The organism is Dysgonomonas sp. ZJ709 (assembly GCF_011039195.1).
Taxonomy (GTDB): Bacteria; Bacteroidota; Bacteroidia; order Bacteroidales; family Dysgonomonadaceae; genus Dysgonomonas.
Map to the genome: position 1 here is coordinate 14,292 of NZ_JAAKEM010000015.1, position 14,406 is coordinate 28,697.

The following is a 14,406-nucleotide window of genomic DNA, read 5'->3' on the forward strand; positions in this document are numbered from 1 at the left end:
TATTTTAATTGTTATTTTTTTTCATTTTATTTTTTAGCCACTCTGGTACAGGCGAAGCAGGAAGTGGGACAATGGCATTTGGCGATGACGACAGGCTACTCACTTTTGTATGTGGTACTTGTGTGTGACAATCCCAACATGCTTTTCCCTTGCCTTCCTGAACTTGTACGTAATCTATCATCCCTGTTTTTACAAATTCTGTATTGAGTTGAGTATGACAGCGAATACAGTTATTCATAATTACTTCGTAGCTTTCGTCACGTGGTCTTATTACCTGAGGTTCGCCTTTCATCGTGAAAACAGCGGCGTGATATAAACCGTCTTTCGCTTTGAAGGCATATTTCGATATCACATTGTCATGCGGTACGTGACAATCGTTGCAGGTTGCCCATTGTGCATGCGAACTGTGATTCCACGATTGATAATAAGGAGTCATTATATGGCAGTTGATACAGGCTGCCGGATCGTCGGACAGATATGAGTAGGCTCTCGACATATATACGCTATATACTCCAAGTCCGGCAATTACACCACCTGCAATAAGAAAAGGTAGTATAAACTGATTAGGGATATGCTTGAAAATATTTATCATCGATGTATTCCTATTGATATTTAGTTGGTTAACTCAGTAAATGCGCTTTACTCTCAAAGGTTAACTGAAAAGCGTATTCTACAAATATAGAATACTTTTTATATCTAAACACAAATTAACTAAAATTAAACGTGTAAAAGTGTAACATATGTTACACTTTTGGGTAATTCAGGAAAAATGAATCAATTGAATGAGGGCATTCTTATTTTTAATCTGTATACTTTTCTTATCAACTACAATTAATCCGTCTTCTTGCATATTATGAAGCTCACGGGCAAGTGATGGACGCGATACGCCAAAATATTCAGCAAGGGAACTTTGGCTTTTGTCCATAATAATGGTATCGCTATTATTATTTTTATGTAAAGATAAAATGTGCATTGCCAACTTTTGTCTGATTGTTCGAAACGACATGAGATGAAGCTTCTCTGTTATAAGGGTAGCGTAGTTAGCAGAAATGTCTAAATAGTTTTTCAGGAATTGTTCATTAAGGCTTAATGCCTTCAATATGGATTGCTTTGATATAACAAAAGCAGTCACATCTTCGCGAGCAGTAACCTGAACAGGAAATCTGTTTTTGTCACCAAAAACAAAAAGAATAGCTAGGGGATTAGGGGCATGAATATCTTCGACTTTAACGACCTTACCGGATGGATCTGTCATTTCAGCTTTCACACTACCCTTTGATAGAATAATTAATCGGTTGCATGGCTCATCTTGCAATGCAAGGATATTGCCTTTGCTGAAAATCATTTCTTTAGCATTGGCTTTGAGTAATACCTCTTCGATTTCTGTTTCCTGCATCGAATTGAAAAGCCTGCATTTAGATATATTTTTCGTGTCCATTTTATTATTCTTTTTTATAAAAGTAAAGATATTTATTGTTCCTGCAATCTATTTCAATGAAAAAAGGTTGTGAGACTATCACAACCTTTTCGATATAAGTAAGTATTTAATTATTATAATTTTCTTGCACCATCCTTAATCACTACATCATAAACTTTAGGTTTGATTCTGAATTTTTGTTCGTAGCTTTCTGTTGCACGGGCAATAAATGCGTCGTGTAATTCGTCTTTCACCAGATTGATAGTACAGCCGCCAAAGCCACCACCCATAACACGAGATCCTGTAACACCACATTGACGTGCAATATCGTTTAAGAAATCAAGTTCTTCACAACTTACTTCGTATTTACGGCTAAGCCCTATATGTGTTTCATACATTTTCTTACCCACTGTTTCATAATCGCCTTTCTTCAATGCTTCGCAAGCATCCAATAAGCGTTGTATTTCTTCTATTACGAATTCAGCTCTGATATAATCCTCTGCACTCACCTCGTTGGCTACCTCTTTCAACATATCCAAAGTTGCATCACGTAGAAATTCTACTTCAGGGTGATATTTACGGATATAAGAAGCCGCATTCTCGCACGATTCACGGCGTTTGTTGTAAGCAGAAGAAGCCAGTTCGTGAGCTACGCATGTATTCAGTAATACCAAACGGTAGCCTTTAGGATTGAATGGTACATACTCATATTCCAACGAGCGGCAGTCCAAGCGAATAAGAGAACCCTCTTTGCCAAAGCATGAAGCAAACTGATCCATGATTCCACATTTTACACCTACATAATTGTGTTCTGTTGCCTGTCCTATTTTTGCTAACTCGAAGCGGTCGAAGCCAAGATTGTAGATGTCATTCAAAGCGAAACCAAAGCAACTTTCCAAAGCCGCAGACGACGACATTCCCGCACCTAATGGCACATCTCCTGCAAATACAGTGTCGAATCCGCCTATTTTTGCACCTCTTTTCATCATTTCGTGGCAAACACCGAAGATATATTTACCCCATTGTTTGATTGGAATATCATCCAGACCGAATTCGTCCATTTCGGATAAATCCATCGCATAGGCTCTAATTCTATCAGGAGTTCCATTTGGTTTGATAATGCAATACATTGCTTTATCAATCGCCCCCGGCAGTACAAATCCTCCGTTGTAGTCGGTGTGTTCACCAATCAGATTGATGCGTCCCGGAGATGTATATATTTCTCCTTCTGTTTTGTAAAGTTCTTTGAATTTTTCTTTAAGTGCGTTTAATTCCATGATTTTCAGGTTTTTTATTTTTATATAAGTAATGTAATATCTTATTTTACTTTAAATTTATAAATACATGTCTGGGTATATACTTCTCCCGGGTTAAGTCTGCTGGATGGGAAGTTCGGCTGATTTGGTGTGTCAGGAAATTTTTGTACTTCGAGAGCTATCGATTCTCTTATGTTATGTGTTTTTCCGTATTTACCTTTAGTCTTTCCGTCGAACCAATTGCTTGAATAGAATTGTATGCCGGGTTGATCTGTCCATACTTCCATCACGCGTCTGCTGTTAGGTTCGTAAACTGTGGCTGCCCACTCGGTATCTTTTTCTGTTTTCTTATTTATCACCCAGCTATGATCATATCCAGCCCCATTTTTAAGTTGAAGATCATCGTTGTCTATTCTTTCACCAATAACGGTGGGAGTTCTGAAATCGAAAGGTGTTCCTTCTACCGAAGGCATTTCACCGATAGGAATACATACCTCGTCGATTGGTATTGTTCTGTCGGCATTAATGGTAAGAATGCTATCCATCGCCGTTCCATTACCTTCTCCTTTCAGATTAAAATATGAATGGTGCGAGAAATTTACATGAGTCGGTTTATCGGTCGTAGCCTCATATGTAATTTTAAATTCGTTATCGGGGGTAAGTGTGTAAATCATCTTTATGTTAAGCGTACCCGGGAATCCTTCATCACCATCAGGTGATATGTAAGATAACTCTATTTCGTTTTTACTCACATTATCTACATCCCATACCACACTGTCTACTCCTTTGAGTCCTCCATGTAAACAATTGGGTCCATTATTCTGAGGGAGTGTATATGTAACTCCGTCTATATCGAATTTTCCGTTAGCGATGCGGTTGGCATAACGCCCGACTACTGTTCCGAGAAAACGCTCACCCGTATTGTTTAGATATCGGTCGATACTTTCATAGCCAAGAACCACATCTTCGTATTCTCCATTTTTATCGGGAGCCCACAGCGAAACAACTCTACCACCAAAGTTTGTTACTTGCATGATAAGACCATTTCCGGAATCTAGTGTGTAAATCGAGACAGGCTTATTGTCGACAGTTGCGTCAAAGTCTTTAACATCGAATAAATGTATTTTTTCTTGCAGACTCATAGATTTAGATTTTAAAGTTTGCATAAAAATACAATTTAATCGAATTGAAAGATGGTAAAAAAGTAAAAAAAAAGCTATGAATGTCTAATTGTTATTCCTTGTAGTTATAGAAGTGTGTTGTGGTACGAGAATTTCGATAATCTCTTTGATAGTTTTTGAATCGTTTTATTTTAGGGCATCAGCGAGCGAGAAAACTCGTTCAATTAGTACCCATTTTTCTTCAGAGCGCTGTCCCTCTGTCGCTTTTTGGAATTTACCAATAAAAGCTTCCCATTCGGCTTGTCGTTCATAAGTGGCTAAACGTCCGAAAGCTTCATCCCAATCGAAGTCTAACGGAGTCTCAACAATCATAAAGGATATATTGTCAATCAGGTAGATTTCCATATCGAGGATTCCTGCTTTTCGGATACCTAATGGGATTTCTTTCCATATGTTTTTGCTGTTGTGCCAATATTTGTATTCTTCTATTGTTTCGGGTACAATACGCAGCATTTGACAGTAGCGTTTTGTTGCAACGGGCAGGTTTCTTTTATAACCTTCTTTTAGGTTGTTCTTCATAGGAATGAGTTGTTTGAAAAAGCACATTGTTATGTATCAATGTGCTTTTATAATTAATCTCGTCTTATTCTGATTTGTATAGCATTTTTGATTGGCTTCTCACTTACAAAAATAAGATAACCACCACCTCCTGCACCGCTCATTTTCCATCCTAGAGCCTGACTTTTATATTGATCCAATATTTCCAGAATGTCGGATGAGACCATATTTGGGTACATGGTTATTTGGGCTTCGAAACTTTCTGTCATAGCCTTCCCAAAAGCGGATAAGTCCTGATCCTTTATTGCTTTCCAGCTATTGTCGGCAGCTTCGCTGAGCTTCTTCGCACTCTCGATAGTTATATGCGTGTTCGATAGCACATCATAATCATCATGGCGAGGGTATAGAGGTATTAACCATAGGTGTTTCTCTATCCAATCCAAAATATTATTGTCTAAAACACTTTCTATTTTAGAAGGCCAAAAGTCACCATCATAAAACAATTTATTCAATCCCGGCATTGTGATTCCAATCGAATCTTGTGATCCGCTAATATATTTAGTACCAGGAGGATTCTCGTAGCAGAAAAGAGTTTTAGCTAGCTTTTCTTTGTCACCTGCAGGTATATCTACATGCCATAACTCAATAGCCTTTTTTCTCGAACTGGTAGACATGCCGCTTCGATCATTGAAATCATAATCGGGCTCTATGCATATCGTCAAAACTGGTCCGCTCGATAGAGAACTGACATTTGGTTGGTCGAGCCATCCTCCTGCTAAATCCAATCGGTAAGGAATTTTACATTCTTCGCGCAAAGCTGTTGTAGAACGGATAGGTAAACCTTCGTGTGGAATGCGCTGACTGACGATATATTCTATTCCCAGTTCTTTACATAAGTTTTCTTTAATAGAGCTATGTCCATCTGAATTTACGAAGAATATATCGGGCTTCAAAGCTTTTAATTCGTCTAAAAAGTCCATGATACCGCTACCTCTATTGATCCAAGCATCCTTAACCATTCTAAGTGCTTTGATCATATAAAGTCTCTCATCTTCGTTGTTGATGGTTTTGCGGGATTTGAGTTCATTGATTGTCTTATCAGAACCTATTCCTACGTATAAATCTCCATGTGTTGCCGCTTCTTCGAAGAAAGCGACGTGACCACTGTGGAGCATATCGTAACAGCCGCTAACAAATATTTTTTTCTTCATACCTATGTTTTAAGGTCGGTTTCTTTTCGTCAGATATATAATTAATACGCTCTTGCGAAAGCAACTCGTTGAGCAGAAGGTTTTCCTGTGACCATGCATACTCCCGGAGTGTTATCTCCTTCTAAAGGAATACAACGGATAGTTGCTTTAGTTTCAGCCTTTATTTTTTCTTCGGTTTCGGGAGTTCCATCCCAATGAGCCAGAATAAAACCACCGTCCTCTATTTTTATTTTAAATTCGTCGTAAGTTTCTACAGTAGTTGTATTCGCTGTGCGATAATCGAATGCTTTTTTATAGATGTTTGTTTGAATATCATCGAGAAGGTTTTTGATATATGTATCGATGTTATCGCACGACACTGTTTCTTTTGTCAATGTATCGCGACGAGCCACTTCTACGGTATTGCTTTCCAGATCGCGGGCACCTATAGCCAAACGTACGGGAACACCTTTCAATTCGTATTCTGCGAATTTCCAGCCCGGTTTTCTATTATCAGAATTGTCGTATTTAACGCTGACACCAAGAGCTTTGAGCGATTTTACAATGCCATCTACTTTTTCATTTATTAATGCCAGTTGCTCGTCTCCTTTATATATAGGAACGATTACAACCTGAAATGGAGCCAGTTTTGGAGGAAGTACCAAGCCATTGTCATCAGAATGAGCCATAATAAGTGCGCCTATCAGGCGAGTCGAAACTCCCCATGATGTAGCCCATACATATTCCATTTTTCCATCCTTGTCTGCAAATTTCACATCGAATGCTTTCGCAAAATTTTGCCCTAAGAAATGCGAAGTACCCGATTGTAATGCTTTTCCGTCCTGCATTAATGCTTCGATCGTATATGTTTCTACTGCTCCAGCAAAACGTTCTGATGCCGATTTTACGCCTTTAACAACAGGCATAGCCATGTATTCTTCTGCAAATTGTGCATATACTTCGAGCATCTTACGAGCTTCTACTTCTGCTTCATCTTTGGTTGCATGGGCTGTGTGCCCTTCTTGCCAAAGGAACTCGGCAGTACGAAGAAACAGACGTGTGCGCATTTCCCAACGAACAACATTAGCCCATTGGTTACACAAAATAGGAAGGTCTCTGTAAGATTGAATCCAGTTGCGGTATGTACTCCAAATAATAGTTTCGGATGTTGGACGAACGATCAATTCTTCTTCCAGTTTAGCCTCAGGATCCACAATTACACCCGATCCATCAGGGTTGTTCTTCAGGCGGTAATGGGTTACTACTGCGCATTCTTTTGCAAAACCTTCTACGTGATCAGCTTCTTTACTCAAAAAAGATTTGGGTATAAACAGCGGGAAATAAGCATTCACATGACCTGTTTCTTTAAACATATCGTCCAGTTGACGCTGCATTTTTTCCCATATAGCATAGCCATACGGTTTGATAACCATACATCCACGTACAGCAGAGTTTTCTGCCATATCTGCTTTTATCACTAAATCTTGATACCACTGACTATAGTCTTGACTTCTTGAAGTCAGTTGTTTGAGTTCTTTTGCCATATTATTTTGTAAGCGAATTTATTTTTCGAGAAAATTATCACAAAGTTAGTAAAAATCACTTAATCAAAGAGCATATCAGAAAATCAATTAACTAAGGAGTATTTTATATCTTTGTTCTTCTTTTTTCAATATTATATACAATATGAAATATACGACTATTTTTTTCGATTTAGACGATACGCTTTGGGATACGGTAAATAATAATACCGAAAGCCTTGAAGATATCTATAATGACTATAAGATAAATAAATATTATCCGGCTTTTACCGATTTTTATAACGTTTATTCTCCTAATACAAATAAACTTTGGGCGATGTATAGTAAAGGCGAAATAGATAAGCCGACATTGCTCCGCGAGCGCTTTTTGTATCCTTTTCGGTCTTTTAGTGATGTGACAGTGGAAATGTCTTCTGAAATGAATGCTGACTTTTTAAATAGGGTGCAGTTTAAGAAAGGAACAGTTGCCGGAGCAATAGAATTGCTTGATTATTTGAAGTCCAAGTATAGGCTTCATATTATTTCTAACGGTTTTACTGAAATACAATATACTAAAATGAAAAGTGCAGGCTTGAACCCTTATTTTGATAAGGTTATTTTATCTGATGGGGTAGGGGTAAATAAACCTCATCCCGATATTTTCAATTTTGCATTGAAAGAAGCAGGTGTAAATCCTCAAGATGTGATAATGATAGGTGATAATCTACAGACGGATATAATAGGTGCCATGAATAGTAAAATAGATCAGGTGTGGTTTAATCCCAATGATGAAATAAGTGGATCCGTTGAGCCTACTTACGTTGTGAAAAGCTTATTAGAGATAAAAGCTATCTTATAAACAGCAGAGGCAGATAATCGAAATTATCTGCCTCTGCTATTAATTGTCAGACTAAAAATATTAGCCGATTTGTTTTTTTAGGTTTTCTACCCAAGCTGCAAGGCGAGAGTCTGTTTGGTCGTATTCGTTATCCTCGTCTATTGCAAGTCCGATAAATTTACCATCGATTACAGCATCCGACTCGTCAAAAGTGTAACCATCTGTTGGCACAGAACCAATAATTTCTACTTTTCCTTTCAATGCTTTATAAAGATAATACATTGCTCCGGCAAAGCTGGTAGAGAAAGACGCACTGTCTCCTAAACTGAACATGGCTACTTTCTTTCCGGCGAAGTTCATTTTCTCAAACTTAGGTAAGAAAATATCCCAGTCGTCTTGAAGGTCACCAACACCTGTAGTGGATGCGCCTAGCACAAGGAAATCAAAATCTTGGATATCTTCTACTGAAATATCAGCGACATTAAAAAGAGTAGCGTTGTCGAATAAAGCTTGTATTTTTTCTGCTACCGCCTCAGTGGCTCCGGTAGATGAACCGTAAACTATTGCAATTTTGCTCATAATTACTTAATTAATTAATTATCAATTATCTGGACTCGTTCAAAATAGTAGGTGCCATAAAATACTGGATTATCCCACGTAGAGCCAGATAGACTATAAACGCAAACCATAGTATATTGTTCAAAAAAAATGTGTTAAAAGAAAAGTATATCACAAAGAAAGAGGCGGATGCAATGAGCATCGAATTTCTCATCTGTCGCGAAGCTGTTGCGCCGATGAAAATGCCATCCCAAAGGAATGCGGAGAATCCTGCAACTGGAATTAATAGTGCCCAGAATTGATATTCTTTACTTAATTCTACAATATTTTGTTTGTCGGTGAGAAATGATAATATCTGATCAGTAAATACTCCATATATAAGAGTAAATATCACAACAATGATACCGCCCCATATAAAAAGACGCTTAACCAGTGCTTTCAGCTCAGACTTTTTGCCTGCACCAATTAGTTTTCCTGTAAGAGCTTCGGCAGCATAAGCGAAACCATCCATTATAAAAGAGAACAGAATAAACAACTGCATCATAAGTGCATTCACCGAAAGAATGTCATTCCCTAGTTTTGCTGATGCAGACATAAAGAAGGTGGTAACGGTTACAAGTGCCATTGTTCGTATAAATATGTTGCTATTTACTTTGAAGAATGGGATGAAAGATTGCAGATTAGCCAGTATCTTAAGATTTATATATTGCTTAAGATTCTTATATTGAATATTGCAAATAATTAATGATGCCAGAAAACCGCTGTATTGTGCCAGAACAGAAGCTAAAGCAACACCTTCTATCTGCATACCTAGGCCGTAAACGAAAATGAAACTTAACCCGATGTTTACTACGTTGATACCAATAGAAATAAACATGGGGGTTTTAGCATTCTGCATCCCAATAAACCAGCCATTGAAAGCATACATACCTAATATTGCAGGTGCTGCCCAAATGTATATATGAAAATACGTGAGTGCAAAAGTCTTCAACTCAGGCTCTCTGTCTACAAGTGTAAAGCCTATATAAGCAATTGCTTGTTGCAGGATAATAATTAATATGCCGGCGGCCATTGCAACCATTAGCGCCCGAAGTAAAATATTTGTTCCCTCCTGCCAGTCTTTAGCCCCATAAGCTTGTGCAGTGAATCCACTTGTGCCCATTCTCAAGAATGAAAAACTCCAATAAATCGCATTGAAAATCATTGCGGCAAGGGCGATAGCTCCGATGTAGTATTCGGAGTCGAGATGTCCTACAATAAACATATCTACCATGCCTAGTAGTGGAACAGTAATATTAGAAATTATATTGGGAATCGCGAGGCGGAGAATGTCTTTATTCATAACGATTACAAATGTAAGGTTGTAAAATAACATCCACAAATCAAATGATATTATTGTGAGGATAAGAATTTTATATATCTTTGCACTGTTTAACTTTTCAGGAGGTTAAAAGCAAGGTCAAATTTTATAGAACGCATATACATGAATGGTTTTTATTATATAGACGAAGTGTCTAAGCAGCAATGTGGACCCTTTTCTATCAACGAATTACAGGCGAAAAATATTCGCCCTAATACGATGATATGGAGTTCGGGAATGACGGATTGGGCTGAGGCAAGAACTGTGGCAGAATTAGAATTTTTGTTCAATCCTAATGTGTCTATGCCGGTAGCGCCTCCAACTCAAGGAGATGCTTCTTCACCTCAATATAACAATCAGAGAAATGGTAATGCATCTACCCCTAATCAAGGGATGTACGCTTCTAATGTTTATGGTCGTAATACCATCAATAGAGGAGTAGATGTACGTCCGATGCCTAAAAACTGGTTGATCGAATCTATTCTGGTAACAGTGGCTTGTTGCTTACCTTTTGGTATAGCTGGAATAGTAAGTGCTACGAAGGTTGAGTCTCTTTATTATTCAGGTGACTATGATGGAGCGGAGCAAGCATCGAAGGATGCTAAAAAGTGGACTGTAATCGGTTTCTGTTGCACAGGGATAGTCATGGTTTTATATATATTATCTCTTGTTATAATCGGTGTCGCTTCTGCTTTCTCCCTCTAATGTGATAAAGTCAGATCAAAATATACACACATAATTATTCTTTTATATTTTATAAAATTTATCAAAAAATGGAAAATAACTTAAATGAAAACGGAGGTACTTTCAATAGTGCACCTCAAACTCCCCCTAAAAATTATTTAGTAGAGTCTATCCTTGTTACTGTATTGTGCTGTCTACCTTTTGGTATAATGGGTATCATTAATGCAACAAAAGTAGAAAGTCTTTATGCTGCCGGTGATTATGAATCATCTCAACGTGCTGCTGACGACGCTAAAAAATTCTGCAAATACGGTCTTATAGGATGGGGTGTTGTAGTAGTTATCTATGTGATTCTTATGCTTGCGGGTGTTGCTGCAGGGATTAGCTAATATTGATGGTTAGAACAACAACTATACGTATAATGATAGCAATAGCTTTGACAGCTATTGCTATTGTTATTTATTTTCTATTTAGTCCCGAGGAGTCTAATATATTCCCTCAGTGTCCTTTTCACTATCTGACAGGGCTTGATTGTCCGGGATGTGGATCGCAAAGGGCTATTCACAATATACTGCATTTTAGAATAAAAGAGGCTTTTTTCTTTAATCCTCTTCTTGTTATATCCATTCCGTATCTTATCTATGGTATCTATATGGAATACTTCGGGGGCAAACAAAAATACCCCACAGCTCGTCAGATCTTTTTCGGTAAAACTGCTACTATTATTATTTTCTTTATTGTTATTGTATATTGGGTTGGGCGTAATGTCCTAAAATTCATATAAAACTACATTTAACAAGTACAAACTAAAAAAGACAATGCTTATTTGCTTTTCTAGTGAATAAACATGTACTTTTGTCGAGTTTCAAAAAAATGATGCGATGAAAGAGAAGCATAAAGTCCCGTTTGGTCCTATCGGGGTTATAATGGCCATTGGTATTGTTTTCGGAGATATAGGTACTTCTCCTTTATATGTAATGAGAGCTATAATAAACTCTCTTCCTGCCGGAGAATTGGCGCGTCCCGATTATATATTGGGAGCTGTCTCTTGTGTCATCTGGACCTTAACTATACAGACCACACTGAAATATGTTATTATCACACTACGTGCCGATAATAAGGGTGAAGGTGGTATTTTATCATTATATGCTCTTATCCGTCAGAGATATCGCTGGGCATATATTATTGCAGCGCTAGGTGCAGCCACTCTTCTTGCCGATGGAGTAATAACTCCCGCGATGACAGTCATGTCTGCCGTAGAAGGTTTGAATGTTATAGCTCCGCATATTCCTGTAATTCCTGTAACTATTGCTATTGTATTAGGTGTTTTCCTTATACAGCCTTTCGGGACCGGCTCGCTTGGTCGGTTCTTCGGTATCTTCATGGTTGGTTGGTTTACAATGATGGCTGTGATGGGTATGAGTCAACTGGTTGGAGACCTCAGTGTTCTCAAGGCATTTAGTCCTTATTATGCTGTCAATTTTCTGATAGAAGTGCCTCAGGCGATGATTATACTAGGTGCGATATTCCTTTGTACGACAGGGGCAGAGGCGCTTTATTCCGATTTAGGACATTGTGGCTTGAAAAATATACGGGTATCGTGGGTTTATGTGAAAGCTGCTCTTATTATAAATTACTTAGGGCAAGCTGCTTGGATTATCAATTCACCGCAACTGGTAAGCCACGATATTAATCCATTCTTTGCTATGATGCCCGAATGGTTTAGCTTTATAGGGGTAATGATGGCAACGCTAGCTGCTATTATAGCCAGTCAGGCTCTCATTAGTGGATCGTTCACCGTGATAAGTGAAGCTATTTCGCTCAATATATGGCCAAATGTCAAGATAAAATATCCGACTAAGATAAAGGGGCAAATGTACATCCCTTCTATCAATTATACATTGATGATATTGTGTATACTTATTATTCTTATGCTCCAATCTTCTATGCACCTCGAAGCAGCATATGGTTTGGCGATAACCCTGAGTATGCTCATGACATCAATTCTTCTTTTCTTATATTTCATAAAGATGAAGAAACCATTATGGTATAGTATTCCATTGACATTATTCTTTGTAATTATAGAATTAGGATTCTTCTTTGCTAACATGCAAAAGTTTGCTCACGGTGGTTTTGTACCTATACTTATGGCAGGAACATTAGTCCTTATCATGTATTCGTGGTATAATGGCAGAAGAATAAAGCGTAGTTATACAATCTACGATCAGGTAGACGATCACTATATCAACCAGATTGTAAAAATGAGTGAGGATACGACGATTCCTAAGGCAGCCACTCACCTTGTTTATATCGTTAAAGCAAATAAGAAAAACTTTTTAGAAAGTAAAATAGCATATTCTTTGTTCAAAAGAACACCTAAACGTGCTGATACCTATTGGTTTGTTCGTCTGAGAAGGACGGATCAGCCATACGAGTTCAGTTATGAAACGACAGTCTTTGTACCCGGCAAAATATTCCGTGTCGATATTCATGCCGGATTTAAATTGGGCATCCATACAGATAAATATCTTACACTGATAACAAACGAATTAGAGAAAAATGGCGTAGTTGATCTATCGTCTCGTTATCCTTCTTTGCAAGATGCGGACGATAAGAGAGGCGATTTTAAATTTATGGTTGTAGACCGTATATTTAGAAATGTGCATATGAATCCTTCGCGTCAGATAATATTCGGTTGCTACAACTTGGTGAAACGATTGACCACATCGGATACTCAAATGTATGATATAGATCCGTCACTGGCAGTTGTAGAGACTGTGCCATTGAAGGAAAGTGATCATACCGAAGAGCAATTGAGAGAATTGCTGGAGCAATCAAAGTCTGAGGCCGTCGAGTAATTTAACGTAAAGTTCGATTGCTTCTCTAATTTCACTAAGCAGAATGTATTCGTCGGCTGTATGAGAACGTGCCGAATCTCCGGGTCCTATCTTTACAGTCGGGAAAGGCATCAAAGCCTGATCCGACAATGTAGGAGAGCCGTAAGGTTCTTTACCTATCATGATAGCTCGTTGTACAAAAGGGTTTTCGATTGCTATATTCGAAGAGTTTAGTCTGAATGATCGAGGTTTTATTTCGCTGGTAGTATGCTCGTCTATCAATTTGAAGAGTTCTTCATTGCTATATAATTCATTGCTGCGGACATCTACTACAAAATCGCATTTGTCGGGAACTACATTGTGCTGTGTGCCTGAATTTATCATTGTAACGGTCATTTTCACAGGACCCAGCAAATCACTTTCGTTTGCAAATCGGTAATCTCTAAACCATTCAATGTCTTTTAGTGCTTTGTATATGGCATTATCTCCCTCGTTGCGGGCTGCATGACCTGATTTTCCGTAAGAGGTGCAATCTATAACCATGAGTCCTTTTTCTGCCACAGCAGGATGCATACCTGTCGGTTCGCCTACTATGCCGAACTCAATTGCCGGCAGTTCTGGAATGATGGATTCTACACCACCTTTACCTGATACTTCTTCTTCGCATGAAGCGAGGAAAATGAGGTTGTAGTTCTGAACTTTATTTGTAAGTATGAAGAATGCGTGCAAAAGCGATACTACGCTTGCCCCTGCATCGTTACTGCCTAAACCGAATAGAACATCATCCTCCACTACCGAGTCGAAATGGTCTTTTGTCCATGCACTCACAGGTTTCACCGTATCGATGTGCGAATTGAGTAAGATCGTTGGGTTCGATGAATCGAAATTCTTATTTTGTATCCATAGATTATTGCCTTTACGCTTGGGTTCGAAGCCCATGTTTTTCATGTAGGTCTCTATATAATTGGCTAGATTATCCTCTTCCCTGCTGAAAGAAGGCGTTTGTATCATCGTTTTTAATAAATCGATAGCATTATAATATAGCGCGTCAATATCTTGCTCCATAA

15 protein-coding genes are annotated in these 14,406 nt (G+C 38.2%); 5 read left to right on the plus strand and 10 right to left on the minus strand.

The annotated features are described in order from the left end of the window. Window positions 1-4: 4 nt before the first annotated feature. The 7 genes from nrfH to proS form a co-directional block, all read right to left on the minus strand. The gene (gene nrfH, locus G7Y56_RS11300) at window positions 5-592 is read right to left on the minus strand and encodes a cytochrome c nitrite reductase small subunit (RefSeq protein ID WP_165020217.1); all 588 of its coding nucleotides are present in this window, start codon (window positions 590-592) and stop codon (window positions 5-7) included. A gap of 168 nt (window positions 593-760) precedes the next feature. After that, entirely contained in the window at window positions 761-1,438 is a 678-nt protein-coding gene (locus G7Y56_RS11305) for a Crp/Fnr family transcriptional regulator (protein ID WP_165043507.1), read from the minus strand. A gap of 113 nt (window positions 1,439-1,551) precedes the next feature. After that, window positions 1,552-2,694, minus strand: coding sequence for a galactokinase (galK, locus tag G7Y56_RS11310; protein WP_165020219.1), 1,143 nt, complete (start codon window positions 2,692-2,694; stop codon window positions 1,552-1,554). A 41-nt stretch (window positions 2,695-2,735) separates the two neighbouring features. Beyond that, window positions 2,736-3,815, minus strand: coding sequence for an aldose epimerase family protein (locus G7Y56_RS11315; protein WP_255498733.1), 1,080 nt, complete (start codon window positions 3,813-3,815; stop codon window positions 2,736-2,738). 165 nt (window positions 3,816-3,980) lie between these two features. After that, window positions 3,981-4,373, minus strand: coding sequence for an L-rhamnose mutarotase (locus G7Y56_RS11320; protein ID WP_165043511.1), 393 nt, complete (start codon window positions 4,371-4,373; stop codon window positions 3,981-3,983). Between the two features lie 53 nt (window positions 4,374-4,426). Continuing rightward, complete coding sequence (locus G7Y56_RS11325; protein WP_165043513.1) at window positions 4,427-5,563, minus strand: adenylyltransferase/cytidyltransferase family protein; 1,137 nt, start codon at window positions 5,561-5,563, stop codon at window positions 4,427-4,429. A 41-nt stretch (window positions 5,564-5,604) separates the two neighbouring features. Beyond that, window positions 5,605-7,086 (minus strand): proline--tRNA ligase, encoded by a 1,482-nt coding sequence (proS, locus tag G7Y56_RS11330; protein WP_165043515.1) that lies wholly within the window; start codon window positions 7,084-7,086, stop codon window positions 5,605-5,607. 142 nt (window positions 7,087-7,228) lie between these two features. Between proS and G7Y56_RS11335 the strand changes: the two genes are divergently transcribed. Then, window positions 7,229-7,921: a YjjG family noncanonical pyrimidine nucleotidase gene (locus G7Y56_RS11335; protein ID WP_165043517.1), complete on the plus strand. Its 693-nt coding sequence runs from the start codon at window positions 7,229-7,231 to the stop codon at window positions 7,919-7,921. 60 nt (window positions 7,922-7,981) lie between these two features. On the opposite strand, the gene G7Y56_RS11340 is transcribed toward G7Y56_RS11335, so the two are convergent. Next, window positions 7,982-8,479 (minus strand): flavodoxin, encoded by a 498-nt coding sequence (locus G7Y56_RS11340; RefSeq protein ID WP_165043519.1) that lies wholly within the window; start codon window positions 8,477-8,479, stop codon window positions 7,982-7,984. Between the two features lie 25 nt (window positions 8,480-8,504). Continuing rightward, window positions 8,505-9,800, minus strand: coding sequence for an MATE family efflux transporter (locus tag G7Y56_RS11345; protein WP_165043521.1), 1,296 nt, complete (start codon window positions 9,798-9,800; stop codon window positions 8,505-8,507). Between the two features lie 141 nt (window positions 9,801-9,941). Between G7Y56_RS11345 and G7Y56_RS11350 the strand changes: the two genes are divergently transcribed. The 4 genes from G7Y56_RS11350 to G7Y56_RS11365 all read left to right on the plus strand — a co-directional run bounded on the left by G7Y56_RS11350 (window position 9,942) and on the right by G7Y56_RS11365 (window position 13,360). Further along, a complete protein-coding gene (locus G7Y56_RS11350) occupies window positions 9,942-10,523 on the plus strand; it encodes a CD225/dispanin family protein (RefSeq protein WP_165020229.1) in 582 nt (193 codons plus the stop codon). Between the two features lie 68 nt (window positions 10,524-10,591). After that, on the plus strand, window positions 10,592-10,891 hold the full coding sequence (locus G7Y56_RS11355) for a CD225/dispanin family protein (RefSeq protein WP_165020230.1): 300 nt from the start codon (window positions 10,592-10,594) through the stop codon (window positions 10,889-10,891). A 32-nt stretch (window positions 10,892-10,923) separates the two neighbouring features. Next, window positions 10,924-11,286: a DUF2752 domain-containing protein gene (locus G7Y56_RS11360; RefSeq protein ID WP_255498734.1), complete on the plus strand. Its 363-nt coding sequence runs from the start codon at window positions 10,924-10,926 to the stop codon at window positions 11,284-11,286. Window positions 11,287-11,383: 97 nt separating this feature from the next. Further along, entirely contained in the window at window positions 11,384-13,360 is a 1,977-nt protein-coding gene (locus G7Y56_RS11365) for a KUP/HAK/KT family potassium transporter (protein ID WP_165043523.1), read from the plus strand. Here G7Y56_RS11365 and G7Y56_RS11370 read toward each other — a convergent pair. Then, window positions 13,337-14,404, minus strand: a complete 1,068-nt coding sequence (locus tag G7Y56_RS11370) for a M20 family metallo-hydrolase (RefSeq protein ID WP_165043525.1) — start codon at window positions 14,402-14,404, stop codon at window positions 13,337-13,339. The genes G7Y56_RS11365 and G7Y56_RS11370 overlap by 24 nt on opposite strands. Window positions 14,405-14,406: the final 2 nt, after the last annotated feature.